The organism is Pseudoroseomonas sp. WGS1072, assembly GCF_049340465.1.
In the GTDB taxonomy this organism is placed as follows: Bacteria; Pseudomonadota; Alphaproteobacteria; order Acetobacterales; family Acetobacteraceae; genus Pseudoroseomonas.
Map to the genome: position 1 here is coordinate 99,513 of NZ_JBMPSU010000001.1, position 21,614 is coordinate 121,126.

22 protein-coding genes are annotated in these 21,614 nt (G+C 70.6%); 8 read left to right on the forward strand and 14 right to left on the reverse strand.

Annotated features, from left to right (window positions below; genetic code table 11):
- Nucleotides 1–13: 13 nt before the first annotated feature.
- Nucleotides 14–577: a DUF1013 domain-containing protein gene (locus tag ACF3NH_RS00515; RefSeq protein ID WP_198364450.1), complete on the forward strand. Its 564-nt coding sequence runs from the start codon at nt 14–16 to the stop codon at nt 575–577.
- Nucleotides 578–691: 114 nt separating this feature from the next.
- Here the strand turns inward: ACF3NH_RS00515 and ACF3NH_RS00520 are convergent, their stop codons facing one another.
- Both ACF3NH_RS00520 and ACF3NH_RS00525 read right to left on the reverse strand, forming a co-directional pair.
- Nucleotides 692–937 (reverse strand): DUF3126 family protein, encoded by a 246-nt coding sequence (locus ACF3NH_RS00520; RefSeq protein ID WP_198364449.1) that lies wholly within the window; start codon nt 935–937, stop codon nt 692–694.
- Nucleotides 938–1,199: 262 nt separating this feature from the next.
- The gene (locus tag ACF3NH_RS00525; RefSeq protein ID WP_198364448.1) at nt 1,200–1,370 is read right to left on the reverse strand and encodes a YdcH family protein; all 171 of its coding nucleotides are present in this window, start codon (nt 1,368–1,370) and stop codon (nt 1,200–1,202) included.
- 240 nt (nt 1,371–1,610) lie between these two features.
- On the opposite strand from ACF3NH_RS00525, the gene ACF3NH_RS00530 reads away from it, so the two are divergent.
- Nucleotides 1,611–1,820: a DUF465 domain-containing protein gene (locus ACF3NH_RS00530; protein ID WP_198364447.1), complete on the forward strand. Its 210-nt coding sequence runs from the start codon at nt 1,611–1,613 to the stop codon at nt 1,818–1,820.
- A gap of 117 nt (nt 1,821–1,937) precedes the next feature.
- On the opposite strand, the gene ACF3NH_RS00535 is transcribed toward ACF3NH_RS00530, so the two are convergent.
- The 5 genes from ACF3NH_RS00535 to def all read right to left on the reverse strand — a co-directional run bounded on the left by ACF3NH_RS00535 (nt 1,938) and on the right by def (nt 6,025).
- Nucleotides 1,938–3,017 carry an OmpA family protein gene (locus ACF3NH_RS00535; protein WP_422921478.1) on the reverse strand — a complete coding sequence of 360 codons (1,080 nt, stop codon included), beginning with the start codon at nt 3,015–3,017 and terminating at the stop codon, nt 1,938–1,940.
- Nucleotides 3,018–3,193: 176 nt separating this feature from the next.
- Nucleotides 3,194–4,327, reverse strand: coding sequence for a 5-(carboxyamino)imidazole ribonucleotide synthase (locus ACF3NH_RS00540; RefSeq protein ID WP_422921479.1), 1,134 nt, complete (start codon nt 4,325–4,327; stop codon nt 3,194–3,196).
- Nucleotides 4,324–4,779 (reverse strand): 5-(carboxyamino)imidazole ribonucleotide mutase, encoded by a 456-nt coding sequence (gene purE / locus ACF3NH_RS00545; RefSeq protein ID WP_198364980.1) that lies wholly within the window; start codon nt 4,777–4,779, stop codon nt 4,324–4,326. The genes ACF3NH_RS00540 and purE overlap by 4 nt, the downstream gene beginning before the upstream one ends.
- A gap of 137 nt (nt 4,780–4,916) precedes the next feature.
- Nucleotides 4,917–5,492: a COQ9 family protein gene (locus ACF3NH_RS00550; protein WP_422921480.1), complete on the reverse strand. Its 576-nt coding sequence runs from the start codon at nt 5,490–5,492 to the stop codon at nt 4,917–4,919.
- Nucleotides 5,489–6,025: a peptide deformylase gene (gene def, locus ACF3NH_RS00555; protein WP_422921481.1), complete on the reverse strand. Its 537-nt coding sequence runs from the start codon at nt 6,023–6,025 to the stop codon at nt 5,489–5,491. Before def ends, ACF3NH_RS00550 begins: the two co-directional genes overlap by 4 nt.
- A 212-nt stretch (nt 6,026–6,237) precedes the next feature.
- On the opposite strand from def, the gene rpsU reads away from it, so the two are divergent.
- The 3 genes from rpsU (at nt 6,238) to ACF3NH_RS00570 (ending at nt 10,997) form a co-directional block, all read left to right on the forward strand.
- On the forward strand, nt 6,238–6,441 hold the full coding sequence (gene rpsU / locus ACF3NH_RS00560) for a 30S ribosomal protein S21 (RefSeq protein ID WP_007006360.1): 204 nt from the start codon (nt 6,238–6,240) through the stop codon (nt 6,439–6,441).
- Between the two features lie 264 nt (nt 6,442–6,705).
- Entirely contained in the window at nt 6,706–7,845 is a 1,140-nt protein-coding gene (locus ACF3NH_RS00565; protein WP_422924692.1) for an efflux RND transporter periplasmic adaptor subunit, read from the forward strand.
- Nucleotides 7,846–7,907: 62 nt separating this feature from the next.
- A complete protein-coding gene (locus tag ACF3NH_RS00570) occupies nt 7,908–10,997 on the forward strand; it encodes an efflux RND transporter permease subunit (protein WP_198364442.1) in 3,090 nt (1,029 codons plus the stop codon).
- 9 nt (nt 10,998–11,006) lie between these two features.
- On the opposite strand, the gene ACF3NH_RS00575 is transcribed toward ACF3NH_RS00570, so the two are convergent.
- From ACF3NH_RS00575 to ACF3NH_RS00600, 6 genes are all read right to left on the reverse strand, one after another.
- A complete protein-coding gene (locus ACF3NH_RS00575) occupies nt 11,007–12,206 on the reverse strand; it encodes an acyltransferase family protein (protein ID WP_198364441.1) in 1,200 nt (399 codons plus the stop codon).
- A 178-nt stretch (nt 12,207–12,384) separates the two neighbouring features.
- Entirely contained in the window at nt 12,385–13,797 is a 1,413-nt protein-coding gene (locus tag ACF3NH_RS00580; protein ID WP_422921482.1) for an MFS transporter, read from the reverse strand.
- A gap of 77 nt (nt 13,798–13,874) precedes the next feature.
- On the reverse strand, nt 13,875–15,578 hold the full coding sequence (gene ureC / locus ACF3NH_RS00585) for an urease subunit alpha (protein ID WP_198364440.1): 1,704 nt from the start codon (nt 15,576–15,578) through the stop codon (nt 13,875–13,877).
- 1 nt (nt 15,579) lies between these two features.
- Nucleotides 15,580–15,891, reverse strand: a complete 312-nt coding sequence (locus ACF3NH_RS00590; protein ID WP_422921483.1) for an urease subunit beta — start codon at nt 15,889–15,891, stop codon at nt 15,580–15,582.
- 10 nt (nt 15,892–15,901) lie between these two features.
- Nucleotides 15,902–16,204 carry an urease subunit gamma gene (ureA, locus tag ACF3NH_RS00595; RefSeq protein WP_198364438.1) on the reverse strand — a complete coding sequence of 101 codons (303 nt, stop codon included), beginning with the start codon at nt 16,202–16,204 and terminating at the stop codon, nt 15,902–15,904.
- Nucleotides 16,205–16,234: 30 nt separating this feature from the next.
- Nucleotides 16,235–17,035, reverse strand: a complete 801-nt coding sequence (locus ACF3NH_RS00600; protein ID WP_198364437.1) for an urease accessory protein UreD — start codon at nt 17,033–17,035, stop codon at nt 16,235–16,237.
- Between the two features lie 396 nt (nt 17,036–17,431).
- On the opposite strand from ACF3NH_RS00600, the gene ACF3NH_RS00605 reads away from it, so the two are divergent.
- The 3 genes from ACF3NH_RS00605 to ACF3NH_RS00615 are packed head-to-tail and all read left to right on the forward strand — an operon-like array spanning nt 17,432 to nt 19,309.
- Nucleotides 17,432–17,938 (forward strand): urease accessory protein UreE, encoded by a 507-nt coding sequence (locus tag ACF3NH_RS00605; protein ID WP_422921484.1) that lies wholly within the window; start codon nt 17,432–17,434, stop codon nt 17,936–17,938.
- Nucleotides 17,939–17,962: 24 nt separating this feature from the next.
- A complete protein-coding gene (gene ureG / locus ACF3NH_RS00610; protein ID WP_422921485.1) occupies nt 17,963–18,610 on the forward strand; it encodes an urease accessory protein UreG in 648 nt (215 codons plus the stop codon).
- A 3-nt stretch (nt 18,611–18,613) separates the two neighbouring features.
- Nucleotides 18,614–19,309, forward strand: a complete 696-nt coding sequence (locus ACF3NH_RS00615; RefSeq protein ID WP_422921486.1) for an urease accessory protein UreF — start codon at nt 18,614–18,616, stop codon at nt 19,307–19,309.
- A 22-nt stretch (nt 19,310–19,331) separates the two neighbouring features.
- Here the strand turns inward: ACF3NH_RS00615 and ACF3NH_RS00620 are convergent, their stop codons facing one another.
- The gene (locus ACF3NH_RS00620; protein WP_422921487.1) at nt 19,332–21,452 is read right to left on the reverse strand and encodes an HWE histidine kinase domain-containing protein; all 2,121 of its coding nucleotides are present in this window, start codon (nt 21,450–21,452) and stop codon (nt 19,332–19,334) included.
- Nucleotides 21,453–21,614: the final 162 nt, after the last annotated feature.

Here is a 21,614-nt window from a genome sequence, read left to right on the forward strand (position 1 = left end):
GACAAGGTTGCCGATGCCGCTCCCGCTGATGCCGAAGGCCACCGCCGTGTGGCTGATCGAGAAGACCTCCCTCAGCTTCGAACAGATCGCCGAGTTCGTCGGCATGCATCCGCTCGAGGTCCAGGCGATCGCCGATGGAGAGGTCGCGCAGGGGATCGTCGGCTATGATCCGATCCAGAACGGGCAGTTGACGCGCGAGGAGATCCTCCGCGTCGAGGCCGATCCGAATGCCCGTCTGCGGCTGCTGGAAAGCGCGCTGCCGGCGCCGAAGAGCCGGGGCAAGGGCGCGCGCTACACCCCCGTCTCCAAGCGCAACGACCGTCCGGACGCCATCGCCTTCCTGCTGCGCAACTTCCCGCAGCTGTCCGAGGCGCAGATCGGCAAGCTGCTGGGCACCACCAAGGACACCATCGCCAAGGTGCGCGATCGCACCCACTGGAACAGCGCCAACATCAAGCCGCGCGATCCGGTGATCCTGGGCCTGTGCAGCCAATCGGACCTGAATGCCGCGGTGATGGCGGCGGGCGGCAACCCCGCCGCCCCGATGGCGCCACCGGAGGACGAGGACGCGGCCTGAACAGGCCGCCGGCGCCTGGACCGGGGCGGAGCGGCAAGCTCCGCGGACAAGAAAAAAGGCCGGGGCATTCGCCGCCCCGGCCTTTTTCATGCGCCTCCTTGCCAGAAGAGGGCCTCAGCGCCGGCGCGGCGCCGCGGCCGGCTTGGGCGCCTGGGGCAGATCCTCCTCGAGCACGGTCAGGTGGATCGAGTAGGAGACCTCGCCGTCCTCGGCATCCCGGTGCGCCGTCCCGATCACCTCATCCTGCACGGCGACCTCGACCGAGAGGCCGGGCCGCGCCGGCTTCACGAGTGTGACCCTGTCGCTGCCGAGAATACGCCGCAGATAAGCCTGCACCCGCGCAATGTCCGTGGCGTCCATGCGGTGCCATCTCTCCTGTTCATGGAATAGGTCGGCCCGGGCCATGCGGCCCCGCCTCGTCGCTCCGCCGGACGGCGGGCAACCGCCCGTCGCCGCAGTGGGGTTACGTGGTGAGGTCACGTGGTGCGGGCCGGGTCGGGCTTCCATGCCCCCTGGCCATGGATTTGTCACGACCCCTTGCGCGCCGCCGGACCGGGCGCGCCGGAACGGAAAAGCCCCTGTGGCCTCGCGGCCACAGGGGCGGTTCAGGTCAGCGCTCCGATCAGCGGCCGGGGCGCAGCCGTTGCATCTCCTCCTTCAGACGGAGTTTGGCGAGTTTCAGGCGGCCAAGAGCACCGGCATCCGGTTGAGGCCTGTTGCCTTCCTCGGCGATCTGCCTCTCCAGATGGGCATGACGCTCCTGCAGGCTGCGCAAGCGGGGCTGTTGCATCATCGGCACGCGATCCTCCAATCGGTTGGCGGGCTCACGGAGCCGGCCGGGAGCCTTGTCGGGCCTCTGCCCGACCGGTTCCTCCGCGAGGCAGGGCCGCCGTAGCGCCCGTACCGTCCAGCGGGCCGCGGTGCCGGTAAAGCGGCGACCGCGCGCAACAGACGACAGAGCATGCTGTGCGGCCATGCCTGGACATGATATGGCGCATTCCCGCCCGGATGCGACTCAAACCGAACACAACTCATGAGGCTCACCCTGGCCGACCGCGACAGCCTGCTCCGCCGCCTGCACGAGCTCCGAAGCGAGCATCGTGACCTGGACACCGTCATCGCTCGCCTGGAATTGTCCTTGCTGGACCAGCTTCAGCTCCAGCGCCTGAAGAAGCGCAAGCTGAAGCTGAAGGATGAGATCGCCTGGCTGGAAAGCCGGCTGGTGCCCGACATCATCGCCTGACGCCGGGCGGCGGCGGGTCGTTCCCGGCGCCCTCCCCGGTCTTGCCCGCCGACGAATGCCCGCAAACGAAAAGGGGCGCCTCGCGGCGCCCCTCCTGTTCCGGCCGAAGCGTGCTGCTTAGCGCAGCACGATCTCGACGCGGCGGTTCTGCGGCTCGCGCACGCCATCGGCGGTCGGGACCAGCGGGCGGCTCTCGCCGAAGGCCTGCACGACGATGGAGGAGCGGTTCACGCCCAGACGGACCAGCTCGGCCGCCACGGCGTCGGCGCGACGCTGCGACAGGCGCTGGTTGTACTGCGGCGAGCCCGAGCGATCGGCGTGGCCGGCCACCTCGATGCGGGTGCTCTGCACGCGGCCGGCGTTCTGCGCCGCCTCGGCGATGATCTGGCGGGCGCGCTCCGTCAGGTTGTACCGATCCCAGTCGAAGAAGACGAGATAGGTGCGGGCCGGGGCCGGGGCGGCGGCGGGAGCCGGAGCGACCGGAACCGGGGCCGGCGGGACCGGCTGGTTGAAGGCGTAGCGCAGGCCGACGAAGACCGAGTGGTTGTAGTTGTCGACCTTGGCGTCGCGGTTGCTGGTCACGGCGCCCGCGGTGTTGCGGGTCACGGTGCTCAGCTCGGGGCGCAGCGTGCCGAGGAAGCGGTACTCGGCGGTCAGCGCCAGGCCGGGAACGGCGGCGATCGGGAAGGCCGCGCCGGCGATGCCCTGATAGGCGAACTGACCCTCGTTGTCGTCGGTCGTCACGCTGGACAGACCCGGGCCGCGGCTGCGGACGGTGTCATAATCGGTCCAGGCATAACCCACGCCACCGCCGACATAGGGAACGACCGGCAGGCCGAGGTTGAAGTCATACAGCACGTTGGCCATCGCGCCGTAGGTGCGGGCGGTGCCGCCGATCCGGGGCAGGGTCGTGCTGCCGAGCGTCAGCTTGCTGACGTCGTTCTGACGGTAGTTGCCCTCGATCTCGGCGCGCAGGCCGTTGCCGAAGCCGTAACCGATGCTCAGAACACCGCCGAAGCCCTCGTCGAACTCCGCCTTCAGGTCCTGGGCGACGCCGCCGGTCCCGATATCCGTGTCCTGCAGATGGTTCCAGCCAGCACCCGCACCGATGTAAACACCCGTGACCGGCGTCTGCGCCTGAGCCGCGAGCGGCAGCGCCAGAACGGTCGCCGCCAGAAGCGCCTTCTTGAGGCTCATTAGAAATCTCCTCGATCCACCAGAGGCATGCTCGCTGCGCGCATCCGCGAAGAAGTCCTTCGAGTCCGGCGCCGCGTGACCATGACTTAGCATCACCTTGAGCGCTGCACAGCGGGTTGCAACCAGATTGCAGCCACATGTGTCCTTCAAGACACAGTACCCCTGGGGCTTTTTGGTCACAGCCGCGCGAGCAGCTTCCCCTCATCCTGCGCGGACAGGCTGCCGCGTGGCAGGAGGCAGTTGGCGTGGCCCATCTTCCGGCCGGCCCGGGCGGCCTGCTTTCCATAGAGATGTACGGAAACGTCAGGCTGCGGCAGCAGCGCGGGCAGCCGGGCCATGCCTTCGGGCCCGATCAGATTGCGCATCACCGCATCCGAATGCCGCTCGGCGCTGCCGAGTGGCATTCCTGCAACAGCCCGGATGTGTTGATGGAACTGCCCGGCCTGGCAGGCATCCATGGTCCAGTGCCCGGAATTGTGCGGCCGGGGCGCGATCTCGTTGCCCAGCAGCCGGCCGTCCGGCAGCAGGAAGAACTCGACCGCCAGCACGCCCACCAGCTCCAGCGCCGCGGCCACCTCCGCGACATGGCGCCGGGCCTGTCCGGCCACCGCCTCCGGCACCCGGGCCGGTGCGAAGGAGAGGTCCAGGATGTGGTGGCTGTGGCGATTCTCCACCGCGTCATAGACGGCGACGCTCCCGTCCAGACCACGCGCCGCCACGGCGGAGATCTCCTGGGTGAAGGGGACGAAGGCCTCCAGGATCAGCGGCCTGGGCTCGAGCCGCGCGAAGGCCTCCGCCGCCTCCTCCGGCCGGCGGAGCACGGCCTGGCCGCGCCCGTCATAGCCGAGCCGCGTGGTCTTCAGCACGGCCGGCAGGCCGATCTCGGCCATCGCCGCCTCCAGCCCGGCGAGGTCGTGCACCGCGCGCCAGGGCGCCACCGGCACGCCGGCCCGCTCCAGGAAGGCCTTCTCCTGCAGCCGGTCCTGGCAGACGGCGAGCGCCTTCCGGCCCGGGCGGCAGGGCACTCGCGGCGCCAGGATCTCCAGCGTGCGGGCGGGCACGTTCTCGAACTCGAAGGTCACGACATCGACGGCGGCGGCGAAGGCGGCCAGGGCCTCCGGGTCCTCGTAGTCCGCCACCGTGCGGGCGGCCGCGACCTGCATTCCGGGCGAATCGGCGTCCGGCGCATAGACGTGGCAGCGATAGCCCAGCTCGGCGGCGGCCAGCGCCGACATGCGGCCGAGCTGCCCGCCGCCCAGGATGCCGATGGTGCTGTTGGGGGGCAGCGGCGTGGCCAAGGCGCCGCTCATGCCGGCTCCTCCACCACGGCGGCGGTCTGCTCCGCCCGCCAGGCCTCCAGCCGCTCCGCCAGCCCGGCATCGGTGGTGGCCAGCATGGCGGCGGCCAGCAGCGCGGCGTTGACGGCGCCGGCGCGGCCGATGGCGAGCGTGCCCACCGGAATGCCGGCCGGCATCTGGACGATGGAGAGCAGGCTGTCCATGCCCTTCAGGGCGTGGCTCTCGACCGGCACGCCGAGCACGGGCAGCCGGGTCATGGCGGCGGCCATGCCGGGGAGGTGCGCGGCGCCCCCCGCGCCCGCGATGATGACGCGCAGGCCGCGTTCGGCGGCGGTGGCGGCATAGTCGTAGAGGCGCTGCGGCGTGCGGTGCGCCGAGACCACGCGGCACTCATGCGCGATGCCGAGGCGCGTCAGCGTCTCGTCGGCATGGCGCATGGTCTCCCAGTCCGAACGGCTGCCCATGATGATGCCGACAAGCGGCGAAGGAGTATCGGTCACGTGGGGGGATCCCGCGGCAAGGTGGATCAAAGGCGGGGCTGTGCCGCGCGCGCCGCCCGATGTCCACCGCTTTCCGCTCGACCCCGCCCCGCGCCTCCGGCTCACGCCGGCTTGCGGCGCTTCTGCATCCGCGCCAACCCGGCCAGGCGGCGGTCCAGGAAGGCGAGCGTCGCCTCGGGGTCGGGGTCCTGCAGCCAGAAGGTCAGGGTGGCGGCATAGATCCCGGCCAGGGTAGCGCGGCGGGTGTAGAAGGAGAGGTCCGTGGAGGCGTCGCCGGCCGCCTGCCAGACGGCATCGACGGTGCGGGCGGTGATGCGGCTGGCGGCGCCGAGGTTCCAGGGCAGGGCCAGCAGCGCCAGGGCCCGGCGCACCGCCTCCTTGTGCGGGGCCTGCTGGCGCAGCCGGATCGCCAGCAGGGTGCGGATGCGCTGCGGAATGCGCATCCCCTCCACCCCCGCCTCGGCGCCGGCCGCCGCCATGTCGCGGTCGGCCAGATCGGCCCAGGCCTCCACCATGCCGACCGGCCCCTCGGGGAACAGCCAGGCCGCCGCCTCGGCCTCCTGCCCCGCATCCCGCAGGGCCACCCGGAGCGCGGCCTCGTTCCAGCCGAGACGCGGCACCTGCGGCAACAGAAGGCGGAGCGCGGCGTCCCGCTCGGCGCTGCGGTGCAGGCTCATCGTGCCGGCCCGGCCATGGCGGGCGCCGCCTCGGCCTGCTGGCGGACGGCGGCGCGGGTTAGCTCGTCGGTGAAGCCGAACAGCGCCATGTCGCTCATGCGGGAGGGGTAGAGGATGCCGTTCAGGTGGTCGAACTCATGCTGCATCACCCGCGCCAGCAGGCCCTCCGCCTCGCCCTCCACCGTCCGCCCCTCGATGTCGAGGCCGCGGAACGCGACCTTCCCGGCGCGCTCCACATTGCCGCGCAGGCCGGGGATCGACAGGCAACCCTCCCAACCGCTCTGATCGGGCGGGCCGAGCAGCTCGATCTCCGGGTTGATCAGGGCGGCGACATTCTCGCCGTTGCGCCAGACGAAGAGACGGAGCGGCTCGTGCACCTGGGGCGCCGCCAGGCCGAGGCCCGAGGCGTCCAGCATGGTCTCCGCCATGTCGCGCACCAGGCGGCCGATCTCCGGCGCGGTGGGGTCCGGCACGGGCTCCGCGACCTGCAGCAGGACGGGATGTCCCATGCGGGCGATCTTCAGGATGGCCATGCGTCCTCTCCTCGGCTGGGGCCCGCCTAGAATTGGGGCGCCGGACGACTCCGGGAAGGGGCTTTCATTCCCGCGCGGAGACATGCTAAGGGGCTCGCCACCTTGCAGGAAGGCGCCGGCATGACCGGTGCTTCGTGCGTTTCGCATCCGCAAACCTGGTCGGCCAGAATCCTGGTTGCCGGGCCCTGACCAGAAAGAGGAGACCGCACAGCGTGCAGGTCGTCGTTCGGGATAACAATATCGACCAGGCCCTCAAGGCCCTGAAGAAGAAGCTGCAGCGCGAAGGCGTCTTTCGCGAGATGAAGCTGCGCCGCCACTACGAGAAGCCCTCCGAGCGCCGCGCCCGCGAGGCCGCCGAGGCCGTTCGCCGCGCCCGCAAGGTGGAGCGCAAGCGCCTGGAGCGCGAAGGCTTCTGAGCCTTCCCCGTCCGCCGGATCATCCCGGTCCCGGACGGAACAAGCGGATCTGTCGTGACCGTGGGGTGGGCCGAGAGGCCTTCCAGCCCGCGGTTTTCGGCTTTTGTCCGCTTGTCAGGACAGGTTGCGGCAGGCCGCACGACGTTTAATGTAACGCCGTGTAACGGTGGCTATGCCGCTCTCCGACAACACTTTATGGCGATAGCCATGAAGGCATCGCGGTCGCCCAGCCCTGCGCCGGCTCTTCCCGCCGGCGTGCCCCTCATGCTGCCCTGGCGGCGCTGTGGGGCGCTTCGCCATGTCCTGGCGGCACTCGCCCTCGGGGTGGCGGCCGTATCGCCCGCCGCCGCCCAGGCCCCCGCCATCCCCGTCCTCGTCAGCCCGGTCGAGCGGGGCCCGATCCCGCTGGAGATCGCCGCCAACGGCAATGTGGTCGCCGAGGCGACGGTGACGGTGCGCAGCCGCGTCGAGGGGCAGATCCGTCAGGTGCATGTCGCCGAGGGGCAGCGGGTGAAGGAGGGGGATGTGCTCTTCACCCTCGACTCGCGCATGACCGAGGCGCTGCTGGCGCAGCAGGAAGCGCAGCTCGCCCGGGACAAGGCCCTGGCGGTCCGCGCCCGCGCCGATGCCAGCCGCTACAGCGCCCTACGCGGCGAGGGCTTCGCCGCCGTGCAGCGCTACGAGCAGGCCCAGGCGGACGCCGCCAGCGCCGAGGCCACGGTGAAGGCCGGGGAGGCGCTGATTGCCCAGACGCGCATCACCCTCGGCTACGCCACCATCCGCGCCCAGATCGACGGCCGCCTCGGCGCCCTGCCGATCACCGAGGGCAACCTGGTCCGCCAGGGCGACAGCGCGCCGCTCGCCACCATCACCCAGACCGACCCGATCCAGGTGCAGTTCGCCGTGCCGGAACGCTGGTTGCCCGAGATCCGCACGGCGATGCGCGAGGGCGGCCCGCCCCGCGTCACCGCGCATCCGCCGGGCGACAGTCACCCGCCCGTCGAGGGCGCGCTGCACTTCGTGGACAGCCAGGTGGACACCGCCTCCGGCACGGTGCAGCTCAAGGCCCGCTTCGCCAATCCGGACGACGCCCTCTGGCCCGGCCAGTACGTCAACGTGGTGCTGGTGCCGCGCGTCGAGCCGGACGCGCTGTCGATCCCGGTGCAGGCGGTGCTGACCGGCAGCCAGGGCGGGCGTTATGTCTATGTCGTCGATGCCGGAAGCCAGGCGCACCGCCGCCCGATCGAGTTGCAACGCGTCGTCGCGGGGCGCGCCGTGGTGAAGGCCGAATTGCAGGCCGGCGACCGGGTGGTGACCGACGGCGCGCAACTGCTCTCCGACGGCGCCCGGGTCGCGGTGCGTGGCGCGCCGCAGCCCGCCCGGACGCCGGCCGGCCCGAGCTGAGCCGCCAGTTGAGATGACCGCCCGCCTGCCCTGACCCGCCGCCTGGCCGAGGAACCGCCCCGATGCACCTGTCCGAGCTCTGCATCCGCCGCCCGGTGATGACCTTCCTGCTGGCCGTGGCGGCGGTGGTGGCCGGGGCGGTGGCCTATTTCCAGCTTCCCGTGGCCGCCATGCCGCGGGTCGATTTCCCGGTCATCTCGGTCAGCGCCCAGCTTCCCGGCGCCAGCCCGGAGACCATGGCGAATTCCGTCGCGCTGCCGCTGGAGCGGGAGTTCTCGACCATCGCGGGCATCGACCAGATGTCCTCGACCAGCGGCCAGGGCACCACTTCGATCACCCTGCAATTCGTGCTCGGGCGGGACATCGACGCCGCGGCGCTCGATGTGCAGTCGGCCATCTCCCGGGCCCAGCGTCGCCTGCCGCAGGAGATGACCAACCCGCCCAGCTTCCGCAAATCCAACCCGGCGGATGCGCCGGTGGTGCTGCTGAACCTGCGCGGCGGTGATGTGCCGCTCTACCGGCTGAACGAGGTGGCGGCGGTGCTGATCTCCCCCGCCCTCTCGCGCATCCCCGGCGTGGCGCAGGTGCTGACCTATGGCGAGCAGAAATATGCCGTGCGCGTGCAGCTCGATCCGGATCGGCTGGCGGCGCTCGGCCTGGGCTTCGACGAGGCGCAGCGGGCCATCGCCGCCGCCAACACCAACACGCCGGTCGGCGCGCTGAACGGCCCGCGCCAGCAGCTCACCCTGCGCGCCAACGACCAGTTGCAGAATGCCGAGGAGTTCGGCCGCCTCGTCATCGGCGGCCGGCCCAATGCGCCGATCCGGGTGCAGGATGTCGCGCGCGTCGAGGATGGCGTCGAGAACAACCGGGTCGCCTCCTGGATCAACGGCGCGCGCGGCCTGACGCTCGCCGTGCAGCGCCAGCCGGACGCCAACACGGTCGATGTGGTGGACGGGGTGAAGGCCGCCCTGCCCGGCCTGCAGGCCGCGCTGCCGCCCGGCGCCGAGCTTTCCGTCATGCTCGACCGCTCGGTCTCGATCCGCGAGGCGGTGCATGACGTGCAGCACCACCTGATGATCGCCGTCGGCCTCGTCGTGATGGTCATCTTCCTCTTCCTGCGCCGGGTCTCGGCCACGCTGATCCCGGGCATCGCCGTGCCGATCTCGCTGGCCGGCACCTTCGGGCTGATGCACGCGCTGGGCTATGGCATCGACAACATCACCCTGCTCGGCCTGACGCTCGCCGTCGGCCTGGTGGTGGACGACGCCATCGTCATGCTCGAGGCCATCGTCCGCCATATCGAGGAGGGGATGCATCCGCTGGCCGCCGCCATCCGCGGCGCGCGCGAGATCGGCTTCACCATCATCTCGATCACCCTCTCGCTGATCGCCGTCTTCATCCCGATCCTGCTGATGGGCGGCGTGGTCGGGCGGGTGTTCAACGCCTTCGCCGCCACCGTCTCGCTCGCCGTCATCGTCTCCTGCATCGTCTCCCTGACCCTGACGCCGCTGATGGCCAGCCGCCTGCCGGCGCATGGCCGGCCCTCACGCTTCGAGGCGGTGCTGGAGCGCGGGTTCCAGGGGGTGGAGCGCGGCTATGCCTGGCTGCTGGACCGCTCGCTGCGCTTCCGCCCGGCCGTCTGGCTGGTCTTCCTGGCCTCCATCGGCGCCTCGGTCTGGCTCGCCGTGGCCATCCCGAAGGGCTTCTTCCCGATCGAGGATACGGGGCTGCTCAGCGTCAACACCGAGGGTCCGCAGGATGTCTCCTTCGACGACATGGCCGCGCGGCAGCAGCGGCTGGTGGAGATCGTCCGCGCCCATCCGGCGGTGGAGCGGGTCAATTCCGTGGTCGGTATCGGCGGCACCGCCTATTCGCTGAACCAGGGCCGCATGTTCGTCCAGCTCAAGCCGCGCGCGGAGCGGGCGCCGATCGGCCGGATCATCCAGGAGCTGCGGCGCCAGACCACCGCCGTGCCGGGCACCAAGGCCTTCATCAACCCGATCCAGAACATCAACTTCGGCGCCCGCGCCTCCCGCACCCTCTACCAGTACACGCTCCAGGGCCTGCGGGCCGATGAGCTCTACGACTGGTCCGAGCGGCTGCAGGCGGCCATGCAGGGCCTGCCGGAGCTGCAGGACGTGAACACCGACCTGCAGCTCGCCGCGCCCATCCTGTCCGTCAATGTGGACCGCGACCGCGCCGCCTCGGTCGGCGTCACCGTCGATCAGGTGCGGCAGGCGCTCTACTCGGCCTATGGCGCGCGGCAGATCAGCACCATCTTCGGCGCCTCGGACAGCTATGCGGTGATCCTCGAGGCCCTGCCGCGCGACCAGCGGGACGAGAGCGGCCTGTCCAAGATCTATCTGCGCAGCAGCTCGGGCCGGCTGGTGCCGCTGGATGGCATCGCCCGGCTGGAGCGGCGCGTCGGCCCCCTCACCGTCGCGCATCAGGGTCAGCTTCCGGCGGTGACCATCGGCTTCAACACGGCGCCGGGCGTGGCGCTGGGCCAGGCCACGGATGCCATCGCCGCGCTGGAGCGGCAGGCGGGCCTGCCGCCCACCATCGTCACCGGCTATGCCGGCACGGCGCAGATCTTCCAGCAGGCCCTGGCCGGCCAGGGAATGCTGCTGCTGGCCGCGGTGCTGATCATGTATGTGGTGCTGGGCGTGCTCTATGAGAGCCTGGTCCACCCGCTGACCATCCTCTCCGGCCTGCCGCCGGCGGCGCTGGGCGCGCTGGCCACGCTCTGGCTCTTCGGGCTCGACCTCTCGGTCATCGCCGTCATCGGCGTGCTGCTGCTGATCGGGCTGGTGAAGAAGAACGCCATCATGGTGGTCGATGTGGCGCTCGCCCGCCTGAAGGCGGGGGACGACCCGCTGACCGCCGTGCGCGAGGCCAGCATCATCCGCTTCCGCCCGATCATGATGACCACCCTCGCCGCCGCCGCCGGCGCGGTGCCGATCGCCGCCGGCTGGGGCGCCGCGGCCGAGCTGCGCCAGCCGCTGGGCCTCGCTGTGGTGGGCGGGCTCGCCGTCTCACAGGCGCTCACCCTGTTCGTGACGCCGGTGCTCTTCCTGGCCTTCGAGGGCGTGGCGCGGCGCTTCTCGCGCGGCCCGGGCACCGCCCCCAGCGCCGCGCCGGCCGAATAGAGCGCCGCCTCAGGCGCGGCCAGCGCCGCTCCCGGCCAGAACGGCAGAGGCCGGGGATGGCCGGAGCGGCGTGCCGTTGAACAGGAAGGTCAGCAGCGGGCTCAGGGCGACCAGGCGATAGACCAGATAGGAGCCCAGGCCCGTGAGCAGGACGATGATCAGGATCTCCAGCTCCGCCGGCAGCGGCACGGCGAGAAAGAGCACGGACAGCCAGAGCACGAAGACGACATGGACCAGGTACATGGTCATGGCGGCATCCACCATGAGCCGCGTGAAGCCGGTCGGCCGGTCGAGCCAGCGCCGGGCCGCCGAGAGCAGGACATGCGAGAAGAGGATGCCGACCACCGGCATCAGGAGATAGGTCAGGGCCTTGTTCAGGGTGCCCTCCTCGCTCTGCACCGCCGCCATGGCGATGGCCGCGAGGAAGGCCAGCACCCAGACGGCCGGCTTCGGCCGGCGGAAGCCCTCGAGCCAGGCCGGCCGCAGAACCAGCAGGGCGCCGGTCAGGAACATCAGCCCGTTGGCCACGAAGTCGGCGGGAACGAAGATGCCGCCGATCAGGTAGCTCGCCTCCACCAGGCTGGCCGCCGTGGCGACGGCGAGCGTCGTCAGCCCCGCCGCCGCCAGGGCGATCCAGGCCAGGGCCGGGCGGCGAGCCAGCCCCTCGCCCAGCAAGGCCGCGCCCCGCTCCATCCGCTCGACCCCGATCAGGCCGCAAAGCCCGGCGAAGAGGCCGCAATAGAGCAGCAGGTAGATCAGGAACCAGAGATGCACCGTCCAGGTGGAGGAGATCTGGCGCAGCTCCGCCAGCAGGCCGGGAGCGATGTTCTCCATGCCGCCCAGCGAGGCGGCGCTGGCCATGACCATCAGCGGGCTGATCAGCACCAGGGAGGTGGCGAGCGGGATGCCGATGCGCCGCAGCCGACCCGCGAGCCAGGGGCCGCTGCCCCGCCGCCGGATCAGCAGCATGGCGAAGAGGCCGGCGATCAGGAAGAAGGCGGGCATGCGGAAGGTATGGCTGAACTGGAGCCACCAGGTCATGACCTGGGACCGATCCGGCGAGGCGACGATCCAGGTGGCATGCGCCGCGTAGACCAGGCCGACATGGTAGGGAATGCCGGCCAGCATGAGGATGGCCCGCAGCTGGTCGAGGTCATGCCAGCGCTGTCGGACGACGCTTCCCGCAGCGGTCTCTGGCCTCTGGTTCATGCTGCCATCCATCCTACGATGCCTTCCGGACTATGCCCCCGGTCCCGCGTGACGCGGAGATCGACGGCACCTTAGCAAGGCCGGAGACGTCGCAGTTTGCGTTTATTGTCACAATTGGCGTGACAAAGGCATGAAACGGTCTGGACGCCGCTTCATCTCCCCGTCATGGCGGCCCGGCTCAGCGCCGGCGGCCCTCGACGATGCCCTCCCCCACATCGCGCGGCAGGCCGGTCGCCAGGGGCGCTGCCAGCAGGGTCAGCAGGGCCGCGGTCAGGAACCCCGCCGTGAAATCGGGCATCGCCACCGCGCTCCGGCCGCTCAGGGCCACGCTGGCCTGCAGCACCGCGGAGGCGAGCGCCACGCCCAGTGCCAGCGGCAGCTGCTGGGCGGTGCTGTAGAGGCTGGTCGCCGCCGAGAGCTTCTCCTGCGGCACCTCGGCATAGGCCAAAGTGTTCAGCGTGGTGAAATGCAGGCTGCGGAACAGCCCGCCCAGCAGCAGTACCGCGAAGACCGCCGCCATGGGCCAGCCGGGGCGGAAGGCCGCGCAGGCGGCGATGCTGAGCGCCGTCAGCACGGCGTTCCAGACCAGCACGCCGCGGAAGCCGAAGGCGCGCAGCGCGAACCGGGCCATGGGCTTCATGGCGAAGGCGCCGAGCGCGGTGGCGAAGCTCACCATGCCGCTCTGCGCCGCGCTGGCGCCGAAGCCGAGTTGCAGCGCCAGCGGCACCAGGAAGGGCACCGCCCCGGCCCCGATGCGGAACACCGTGCCGGCCAGGTTCGGCACCCGGAAGCTCGGGATCGACAACAGGCTGAAATCGAGTGCCGGATGGGGCGCGCGCAGGCAGTGGCGCACCGCCAGCAGGCTCACCAGCAGGCCGAGGCCCAGCATCGCCTCGGCCAGCAGCGGCGGCACCAGGCCGCGGCCCAACGTCTCGAAGGCGAACATCAGCAGCGCCAGGGCGAGGCCCACCAGGGTCAGGCCCCGCAGATCGGGCGGCGGCGGCAGACTGGCCGGCAGGGCGGGGATGACGCGCCAGACCAGCAGCAGGCCCAGCAGCCCGACCGGCACGTTGATCCAGAAGACGGCGCGCCAGGAGATCAGGTCGGTCAGCAGGCCGCCGACGGGCGGGCCCAGCAGCGGGCCGAGCAGGCCGGGCATGGTCAGCCAGGTGGTGACCGAGAGCAGCTCCTCCTTGCGGACCCGGCGCAGCAGCAGCAGGCGCCCGACCGGCACCATCATCGCCCCGCCCAGGCCCTGCAGCACGCGCGCCGCCACCAGCTCCGCCAGCCCGCCCGACAGGCCGCAGAAGGCCGAGGCCAGGGTGAAGGTGGCGATGGCGGTCATGAAGACCTGCTTGGCGCCGAAACGGTCGGCCACCCAGCCACTCAGCGGGATGAAGACGGTCAGCGCCACCAGATAGGAGGTGATGGCGACGCCCATCACCAGGGGGTCCTCCCCCATGGAGCGGGCCATGGCCGGCAGCGCCGTGGCCACCACGGTGCTGTCGAGGTTCTGCATGAACAGGGCGCTGGCGACGATGGCCGCCATCAGCCGGGGATCGGGGGTCTTGGAGTCGTCGGGAACGGGCACGCGGACAGGCTAGCCGTTTCATCCCGTCCTGGAAGGAGGCGGGGCGGGCCGCAGGAGAGGCCCGCCGGCGCCATCCCTCAGAACAGGAAGTAGCGTTGCGCCATGGGCAGCACATCGGCCGGCTCGCAGGTGATCGGCGCCCCGTCCACGCGCACCTGGTAGGTCTGCGGATCGACCTCGATCCGGGGCGTGAGGTTGTTGTGGATCATGTCCTTCTTGCGGATGCCACGGATACCCTTCACGGCCACCAGCTGCTTCCGAAGCTTCAGCAGGCCGCCGATGTCGCCCTCGAGCGCCGCCTGGGAGACGAAAGTCACTCCCGTGCTCGCCCGCGCGCGGCCCAGCATCCCGTACATCGGCCGGTAATGGACGGGCTGCGGCGTCGAGATCGAGGCGTTCGGGTCGCCCATCGGCGCCATGGCGATCATGCCGCCCAGGATGACCAGCGAGGGCTTGACGCCGAAGAAGGCCGACTTCCACAGCACGAGATCGGCGCGCTTGCCGACCTCGACCGAGCCGATCTCATGGGCGAAGCCATGGGTGATGGCGGGGTTGATGGTGTACTTGGCGACGTAGCGCTTGCAGCGGAAATTGTCGTTGCGCGCGCTGTCCTCGGGCAGGGGTCCGCGCTGGACCTTCATCTTGTGCGCCGTCTGCCAGCAGCGCAGCGTCGTCTCGCCGATGCGCCCCATGGCCTGCGAATCCGACGACATCATCGAGAAGGCGCCGAGATCGTGCAGGATGTCCTCCGCCGCGATCGTCTCCTTGCGGATGCGCGATTCCGCGAAGGCGACATCCTCCGGGACTTCCGGATTGAGGTGATGACAGACCATCAGCATGTCGAGATGTTCGTCGATGGTATTGATCGTGTAGGGCCGCGTCGGATTGGTCGAGGAGGGCAGGATGTTCTCCTGGCCCGCGGCGGTGATGATGTCCGGCGCATGGCCGCCGCCCGCGCCTTCGGTGTGGAAGGAATGGATGGAGCGGCCCTTCATCGCCGCGAAGGTGTTGGCGACGAAGCCGCTCTCGTTCAGCGTGTCGGTGTGCAGCGCGACCTGGACATCCATCTCCTCGGCAACGCTCAGGCAGTTGTCGATCGCGGCGGGAGTCGTGCCCCAGTCCTCGTGCAGCTTGAGGCCGATGACCCCGGCGCGGACCTGTTCGCGCAGCGGTTCCGGCAGGCTGGCATTGCCCTTGCCGAGCAGGCCGACATTGACCGGCAGATCCTCGACCGCCTCGAGCATGCGGTGGATGTACCAGGGGCCGGGGGTCACGGTCGTCGCCAGCGTGCCGACGGAGGGGCCGGTGCCGCCGCCCACCAGCGTGGTGGTGCCGCTGGCCAGGGCCTCGTCCGCCTGCTGCGGCGCGATGAAGTGGATATGCGTGTCGATGCCGCCGGCGGTGAGGATCTGGCCCTCGCCGCCGACGACATCCGTGCCCGGCCCGATGACGATGGTGACGCCGGGCTGGATGTCCGGATTGCCCGCCTTGCCGATGCCCGAGATGCGGCCGCCCTTAATGCCGACATCGGCCTTCACGATGCCCCAATGGTCGAGGATGACCACATTGGTGATGACGAGGTCGGCGACCTCGGCGGCATTGCGCTGGCTCTGCCCCATGCCGTCGCGGATCACCTTCCCGCCGCCGAAGGTGACCTCGTCGCCATAGACGGTGTGGTCCCGCTCAATCTCGATCACCAGCTCGGTGTCGGCGAGCCGGATCCGGTCCCCCTTCGTCGGGCCGTAGAGCGAGGCATAGGTCTCCCGGGTGATACGCCGCATCTCAGCTCTCCAGCTTTCCCATGATCCTGGCATTGAAGCCGTAGACGGCGCGCTCGCCGGCCAGCGCCACCAGCTCGACCCTGCGGGACTGGCCGGGCTCGAAGCGGACGGCCGTTCCCGCCGGGATGTTCAGGCGGAAGCCGCGCGCCTGGTCGCGGTCGAAGTGGAGCGCCGGGTTGGTCTCGTGGAAATGGTAATGCGAGCCGACCTGGATCGGCCGATCGCCCGAATTCGCCACGTCGATCGAACGCGTCTCACGGCCGGCGTTGATCTCGATCTCGCCGTCCTCGATGAAGAACTCACCCGGGATCATGGCCTGGACCTCATGGAATGGGGCTGTGGACGGTCACCAGCTTGGTTCCGTCGGGAAAGGTCGCCTCGACCTGGACGCTGCCGATCATCTCGGGGACGCCGGGCATGACATCCTCGCGCGTCAGCAGGGTCGCGCCGAAGGACATGAGATCGGCCACCGTGCGGCCTTCCCGCGCGCCCTCCAGGACCGCCGCCGAGATATAGGCGACCGCCTCGGGATAGTTCAGCTTGATGCCGCGTGCCTTCCGTCTCTCCGCCAGCAGGGCCGCCGTGAAAAGCAGGAGTTTGTCTTTCTCGCGCGGAAGAAGTTCCATTGCCTTTGTCCTCTGCTGGGCGACCCGGCCTCAGGTCGACCAGATCCGTGGCTGATGGGCCGCCTTGCCCTGGCACGCCGCCCGCAGGACGTCCCAGGCGCGGGCGAAGAGTGCCTTGCCGTCCGCGACCCTGGTCCCGAGATAGCGGCAGACCACGACCTGATCGACCTGGCTGGCGGAGAAGATCCCGTCGCCATCCCCGCCGATGGCCGCCCGCACGCGCTCCGCGGCATCGTCGACGGTGGCGCCGGCATAGACCATCGTGCCCCAGCTCGGCTTTCCGGCCAGCGCGAAGGCCGCGCCGAGAAGCGGCGACCCGCCCGAGAGGGCGACGCGCTCGAACCAGATGGGTCGGCCATCCCGCGTGATCTCGATGCGTTGGGTGAACCGCCCCCTGCCGAAGCCCTCGCCCGCGGCGGGCCTGCCGAGGCACAGGAAGTCCCACCCGACATAGGTGGCGCCGGCGGCAAGCGATATCCGGGTGTCGAGCCGCGCATCGGCGCCGTCGAAGAGGATCGTCTCCTGCGGCAGATACTCGCACACCGCATCGGCCCCGATCTCGAAGCACGCTGACTGCATGGAGACATTGTGCTCACTGCGGTAGAATTTGGTGGCGGCGGGCGTAGTCAACACCACGCGGGCGCCGGCATCAAGGCGGCAGCGCAGGCTCAGCCTGTCACCGCCCGCCACGCCGCCCGGCGGATGCAGGAGATAGACATGGCAGGTGCCGTCACGCTCCGGATGGAACGGGCGTTGCACGGCCAGGGGTCCGACATGGCGCCGGCGCGCCAGCCGGGTCCTGTCCGCGATCCGCGCGAACCACAGATCCATCTCCGCCGGCCAGGTGTCCGGCGGGGCGACAGGGCGGGCATGGCCGGCCGGAGCGGCGGGCGGCAGGGGTGTGGCCGGGGATCGGCGTGGTCCCACCGCGACCGGGGGCGGAGTCTCGGCCATTGAACGCAGGGATTCCCAATCGAATCAATCTGATCCTGGCGGCAGTCTGAAGGTCCTCCCGGATGCTTTCAATGGCGAAGTCATCGGCGCGCACCCTGCCCTGGCGGCCGGCCGGTCCCTGGTGTGCGCCCCCGTGTGGCCCCCCCGTGTGGCCCCCCTGGTGCGGCCCCCTGGTGCGGCCCCCTGGTGCGGCCTGGGTCTTTCCGATAGCGTTCGCACGGCCTTCGCCACGGAATCCTGACGCAGCGGAGCCGCCCATGACGGAGAGACGGAATGCTGAAAGCCCTTGCCCTTGTGCGGGCGCCGAAGGCCACTGAGGGCCTCGGGCCGACGCTTGGCCGGGCCGTCCTCGAGCATGACGAACGTCATCTGCGCCGCCGCGTGATCGAGCTGACCGATGGCCGGAAGGTGTTTGTCGACTTCCCCGAAACCGTCGTGCTGGCCGCCGGCGACGTGCTGCCAATCGAGGGCGGCGGCATCGTCGAGATCGCCGCCGCGGTCGAACCGCTCTATGTGATCCGCGGCCGGGATCCCGTGCATCTGACGGAACTCGCCTGGCATATCGGCAACCGCCATCTGGCCGCGGCGATCGGGCCGGACCGGATCGTGATCCTGCGCGATGCCGTCATCCGGGGAATGCTCGAGGGGCTCGGCGCGCAGATCGAGGAGATCCTGGGCGAATTCGATCCGCTGCGCGGTGCCTATTCGGGCCACAGCCACGGCCACTCGCATGGCGATGCCGGTCATTCCGCACAGGGCCATGAGGCCGCCGGCGGATAACGCAATCCAGGGATTTTCGTGCTCATGACGTCCAGAAACGGTCCCCTCCGCGTCGGCATCGGCGGCCCCGTGGGCTCGGGAAAGACCACGCTGACGGAGAAGCTGTGCAAGGCGATGCGCGAGACCTATTCCATCGCCGTCGTCACCAACGACATCTACACCAAGGAGGATGCGCTGATCCTGGCCCGCCTGCAGGCGCTGCCCGAGGAGCGCATCATGGGCGTCGAGACCGGCGGCTGTCCGCACACCGCGATCCGCGAGGATGCCTCGATCAACCTGCAGGCCATCGCCGAGATGCGGCGGAAGATCCCGGATCTCGACATCATCTTCATCGAATCCGGCGGAGACAATCTGGCGGCGACGTTCTCGCCCGATCTCGCCGACCTGACGCTCTACGTCATTTCCGTCTGCCAGGGGGAGGAGATTCCCCGGAAGGGCGGCCCCGGCATCACCCGCTCCGACTTCCTCGTCATCAACAAGAGCGATCTCGCGCCCTATGTGAACGTCGATCTCTCGGTGATGCGTGCCGATGCCGGGCGGATGCGGGGCTCACGGCCCTTCGGCTTCACGGACCTTTCCCGGGGCCAGGGGCTCGAGGAGGTCATCGGCTTCATCACCGAGTTCGGGGGACTGACGGCATACCGGCGGAAGGCGGACCCGGCGAGGGTCTGAGCCATGGCGGACGGTGCCGCCCTGCCCGGTCCTCCCGGAACCGTGCCCTTGCATCTGCTGCGCCTGGTCAGCCAGGGCCTGCCCATCGGCGGCTTCTCCTACTCCCGCGGCCTCGAGGCGGCGGTCTCCGCCGGCTGGGTGTCCGATGAGCAGGCGGCGCGTGACTGGATCCTCGGAACGCTCCGGGCCAATGTCGCGCAGCTCGATGGCGCGCTGTTCTGGCGCATGGCCACGGCCCTGGAGGCGGACGACCAGGCGGGCTTCGGATCGGCGAATGCCTGGCTCATGGCCGCGCGCGAGAGCCGCGAGTTCCGGCTCGAGGACCGGCGGCTGGGCGAGGCGCTGCTCCGCCTCCTGGACGATCTCGAGGTTCCCGCCGCACAGCGGTACCGGGACCAGGCGCTGACCTATCCGGCCGCCTTCGCCCTGGCCGCCCACCACTGGCGCATCGCCCCGGCCTCGGCCCTCCGGGGCCTTCTCTGGGTCTACGCCGAGGGCCAGGTCATGGCCGCCATCCGGCTGGTTCCGCTCGGCCATACGGCGGGCCAGCGCATCCTGATCGGGGCCGTCGAGGCGATCGAGCAGGCGGCGGGGAGAGCCCAGTCCGTCAGCGACGACGAGATCGGCACCCTGTCGCCGGCCCTGGCGATGGCGAGCGCGTGGCACGAAACGCAGTACAGCCGCCTGTTCCAGTCCTGACCCGACCAGGCCCGGCGCCGCGCTAAGCCACCTGCGCCAGCACGGCGACACGGCGCAAGGGTGCCTGCAGCTCGCAGACGAGGCCGGAGGCGTGCCATTGCCAGCGCACCGCGCCCGTCAGCTGGTCCCGCAGCGTGGCCGTGATCAGCCGGGCGCCGAAGCCGCGCCGGGCCGGCGGGCCGGGCACCGCGGGGCCGTTGCTCTCGCTCCAGCGCAGGCGCAGCAGCCCGGCGGCCTCGTCCACTTCCCAGCACAGGGACAGGGCGCCGCCGGCGACGGAGAGCGCGCCATAGCGCGCCGCATTGGCCGCCAGCTCATGGATCACCATCGACATCGGCTGTGTCGCCTCGGGCGTCAGCATGACCCGCGGCCCGACCAGCTCGACCGAGAAGGCCGGGACACCGTCTCCCAGGCGCGTCAGGAGGAAGGGCTTGACCTCCCCTTCGACCAGGGCGCGCAGGTCGGCGCCGTTCCAGTTGGCGTCGGCCAGCCGGGTCTGCGCCCTGGCCATGGCGGCGACCCGGCCCTCCACCGCCCGGACGAAGGCGTCGGTGTTCTCCGCCTGGGTCAGGCGCAGCGTCGCCTGCACCACGGCCAGCACGTTCTTGGCACGGTGATCCACCTCGGCGGCCAGCAGGCGCTGCCGTTCGGACGCGGCGCGGGCTTCGGTCACGTCGTCGAAGGTGCAGGCGGCGAGCATGTCGCGGCCGCTGCCGGCGCGAACCGGCGCCGCGCTCATCTCCAGGGTGAGCAGCCGCCCGTCGGCATGGCGGTAGTACATGGTCTCGCGCACCACGCTCTCGCCCAGCCGCACGGCGCGGGCCAGGGGATAGTCCTCCGCCTCGTAGGAGGAGCCATCCTCGTGCAGGCCGCCGATGGCGCCGTAGCGCTGCAGGTCTTGGATGCTCGTCAACTCGCGCTGCAGGATGGCCGTCGCGCGGGCGTTCTGGAAGATGATGGGCCCTTCCGGCATCTGGGCCAGCATCACGCCCACCGGCATCTGTTCCAGCACGGCGCTCAGGCGAGCCTGGCTCTCGGTCAGCTCCTGCTCGCGGCGGCGGAGGCTCGCCAGGAGATCGCGCAGGGCCTCCGACAGCGCGTCGGCCTCATGGATCATGCCCCCCGCCGGCAGGGGCGTGGCGGGATCGTCACGCAGGCGCCGCGCCGCCCGCGACAGGGCCCTCAGCGGCGCGGTGATCAGCGCCGACAGCAGCCAGCCCAGCAGCGCCGCGCCGACGGCCGCGAGCAGGGCCCAGAGCAGCGCGTCATGCCGCAGTGCCGTCACCGGGGAGAGAGGCAGGGCCGCGTCGCGCATCACCACGACGCGCCAGCCAAGCCCCAGGAAGTCACGATGGCCCTGGGTCGGAGCGACACCGATGAGGCGGCTTCCGTCCAGGGACAGCCAGGCGTCGGCCCGGGCCGAGAGCAGCCGCGACGGGGCTTCCGGCTCGACCTCGCCCAGGCCGCGCCGGCGCGCCTCCGGCGGACCGATCACCACCCTGCCGGATTCATCGGTGATCAGGGCGTGAATGCCGGGGTGCTCCCCGGACAGCGGCGTCAGGACGTTCCGCTGCACCTCCATCGCCCATTCGGAATAGAGATGCCCGGCGACGACACCGATCAGGCGCCCATCGGGGCCGTGCACCGGCGCGGCGAGGTCGATGAAGCGGGCGGGATCGTCGGCCGGCCGGCCCAGCAGCGGCGACATCAGCCGGGCGTCGTGCACATCGCCCACGAAGGGCCCCTCGCGGCCCTGGCGGAAATAGGCGCGCCGGGAGACATCCACGCCCTCGAGCAGGCCGCTGCCGGTCGCCAGGACCTGCCCCTCGGTCGAGATGAGCATCAGGATGGCGTAGTCGGGCCAGGCGGCCTGCATGTCGCGCAGCACCTGCCGCCGGGCGGCGAGCGGCGCGCTGGGGTCGCGCATCAGGCCCAGCGAGGCCAGGAAGACCATGTCGCGGCGGCGCTCGTAGAGGCCCTGGTCCAGCAGTTCCGCGATGCGCCCGGCGGCCCCGGCGAACTCCGCCAGGATGCTCTCCCGCAATCGCCACTCCGCCGATCGGCCGAGGGCCAGGCCGATCAGCAGGGCGACGGTCAGTCCGACGAGGCCGAAGCCTCCGGTCAGCAGGGACCGGAGGCTCATGCGGAAGCGCGGCCGCCCTGAAGGCCGGGGAGGCAGGACCGGTGCGGCACGGGGCGGTTGCTCTGGCAGGCGTGCTTCCTCGGGGAATTCTCCCCCTTAGATTGCGATATCCTCCAGAGACTCTACTTAGAAGGGCAAGTGCCACCTACTCAATTTCGTGAG

Bases quoted from the DNA above. Each gene is read 5' to 3' on its own strand.
- ACF3NH_RS00535 (WP_422921478.1), bottom strand. From the start codon at position 3,017: ATGAGCCTCAAGAAGGCGCTTCTGGCGGCGACCGTTCTGGCGCTGCCG.
- ACF3NH_RS00520 (WP_198364449.1), bottom strand. From the start codon at position 937: ATGGACGCCACGGACATTGCGCGGGTGCAGGCTTATCTGCGGCGTATT.
- ACF3NH_RS00525 (WP_198364448.1), bottom strand. From the start codon at position 1,370: ATGATGCAACAGCCCCGCTTGCGCAGCCTGCAGGAGCGTCATGCCCAT.
- ACF3NH_RS00575 (WP_198364441.1), bottom strand. From the start codon at position 12,206: ATGAACCAGAGGCCAGAGACCGCTGCGGGAAGCGTCGTCCGACAGCGC.
- ACF3NH_RS00620 (WP_422921487.1), bottom strand. From the start codon at position 21,452: ATGAGCCTCCGGTCCCTGCTGACCGGAGGCTTCGGCCTCGTCGGACTG.
- ACF3NH_RS00590 (WP_422921483.1), bottom strand. From the start codon at position 15,891: ATGATCCCGGGTGAGTTCTTCATCGAGGACGGCGAGATCGAGATCAAC.
- ACF3NH_RS00550 (WP_422921480.1), bottom strand. From the start codon at position 5,492: ATGAGCCTGCACCGCAGCGCCGAGCGGGACGCCGCGCTCCGCCTTCTG.
- ACF3NH_RS00600 (WP_198364437.1), bottom strand. From the start codon at position 17,035: ATGGATCTGTGGTTCGCGCGGATCGCGGACAGGACCCGGCTGGCGCGC.
- ACF3NH_RS00565 (WP_422924692.1), top strand. From the start codon at position 6,706: ATGCTGCCCTGGCGGCGCTGTGGGGCGCTTCGCCATGTCCTGGCGGCA.
- purE (WP_198364980.1), bottom strand. From the start codon at position 4,779: ATGGGCAGCCGTTCGGACTGGGAGACCATGCGCCATGCCGACGAGACG.
- ureA (WP_198364438.1), bottom strand. From the start codon at position 16,204: ATGGAACTTCTTCCGCGCGAGAAAGACAAACTCCTGCTTTTCACGGCG.
- ACF3NH_RS00515 (WP_198364450.1), top strand. From the start codon at position 14: ATGCCGCTCCCGCTGATGCCGAAGGCCACCGCCGTGTGGCTGATCGAG.
- ACF3NH_RS00605 (WP_422921484.1), top strand. From the start codon at position 17,432: ATGCTGAAAGCCCTTGCCCTTGTGCGGGCGCCGAAGGCCACTGAGGGC.
- ureG (WP_422921485.1), top strand. From the start codon at position 17,963: ATGACGTCCAGAAACGGTCCCCTCCGCGTCGGCATCGGCGGCCCCGTG.
- ureC (WP_198364440.1), bottom strand. From the start codon at position 15,578: ATGCGGCGTATCACCCGGGAGACCTATGCCTCGCTCTACGGCCCGACG.
- ACF3NH_RS00540 (WP_422921479.1), bottom strand. From the start codon at position 4,327: ATGAGCGGCGCCTTGGCCACGCCGCTGCCCCCCAACAGCACCATCGGC.
- ACF3NH_RS00530 (WP_198364447.1), top strand. From the start codon at position 1,611: ATGAGGCTCACCCTGGCCGACCGCGACAGCCTGCTCCGCCGCCTGCAC.
- ACF3NH_RS00570 (WP_198364442.1), top strand. From the start codon at position 7,908: ATGCACCTGTCCGAGCTCTGCATCCGCCGCCCGGTGATGACCTTCCTG.
- def (WP_422921481.1), bottom strand. From the start codon at position 6,025: ATGGCCATCCTGAAGATCGCCCGCATGGGACATCCCGTCCTGCTGCAG.
- ACF3NH_RS00615 (WP_422921486.1), top strand. From the start codon at position 18,614: ATGGCGGACGGTGCCGCCCTGCCCGGTCCTCCCGGAACCGTGCCCTTG.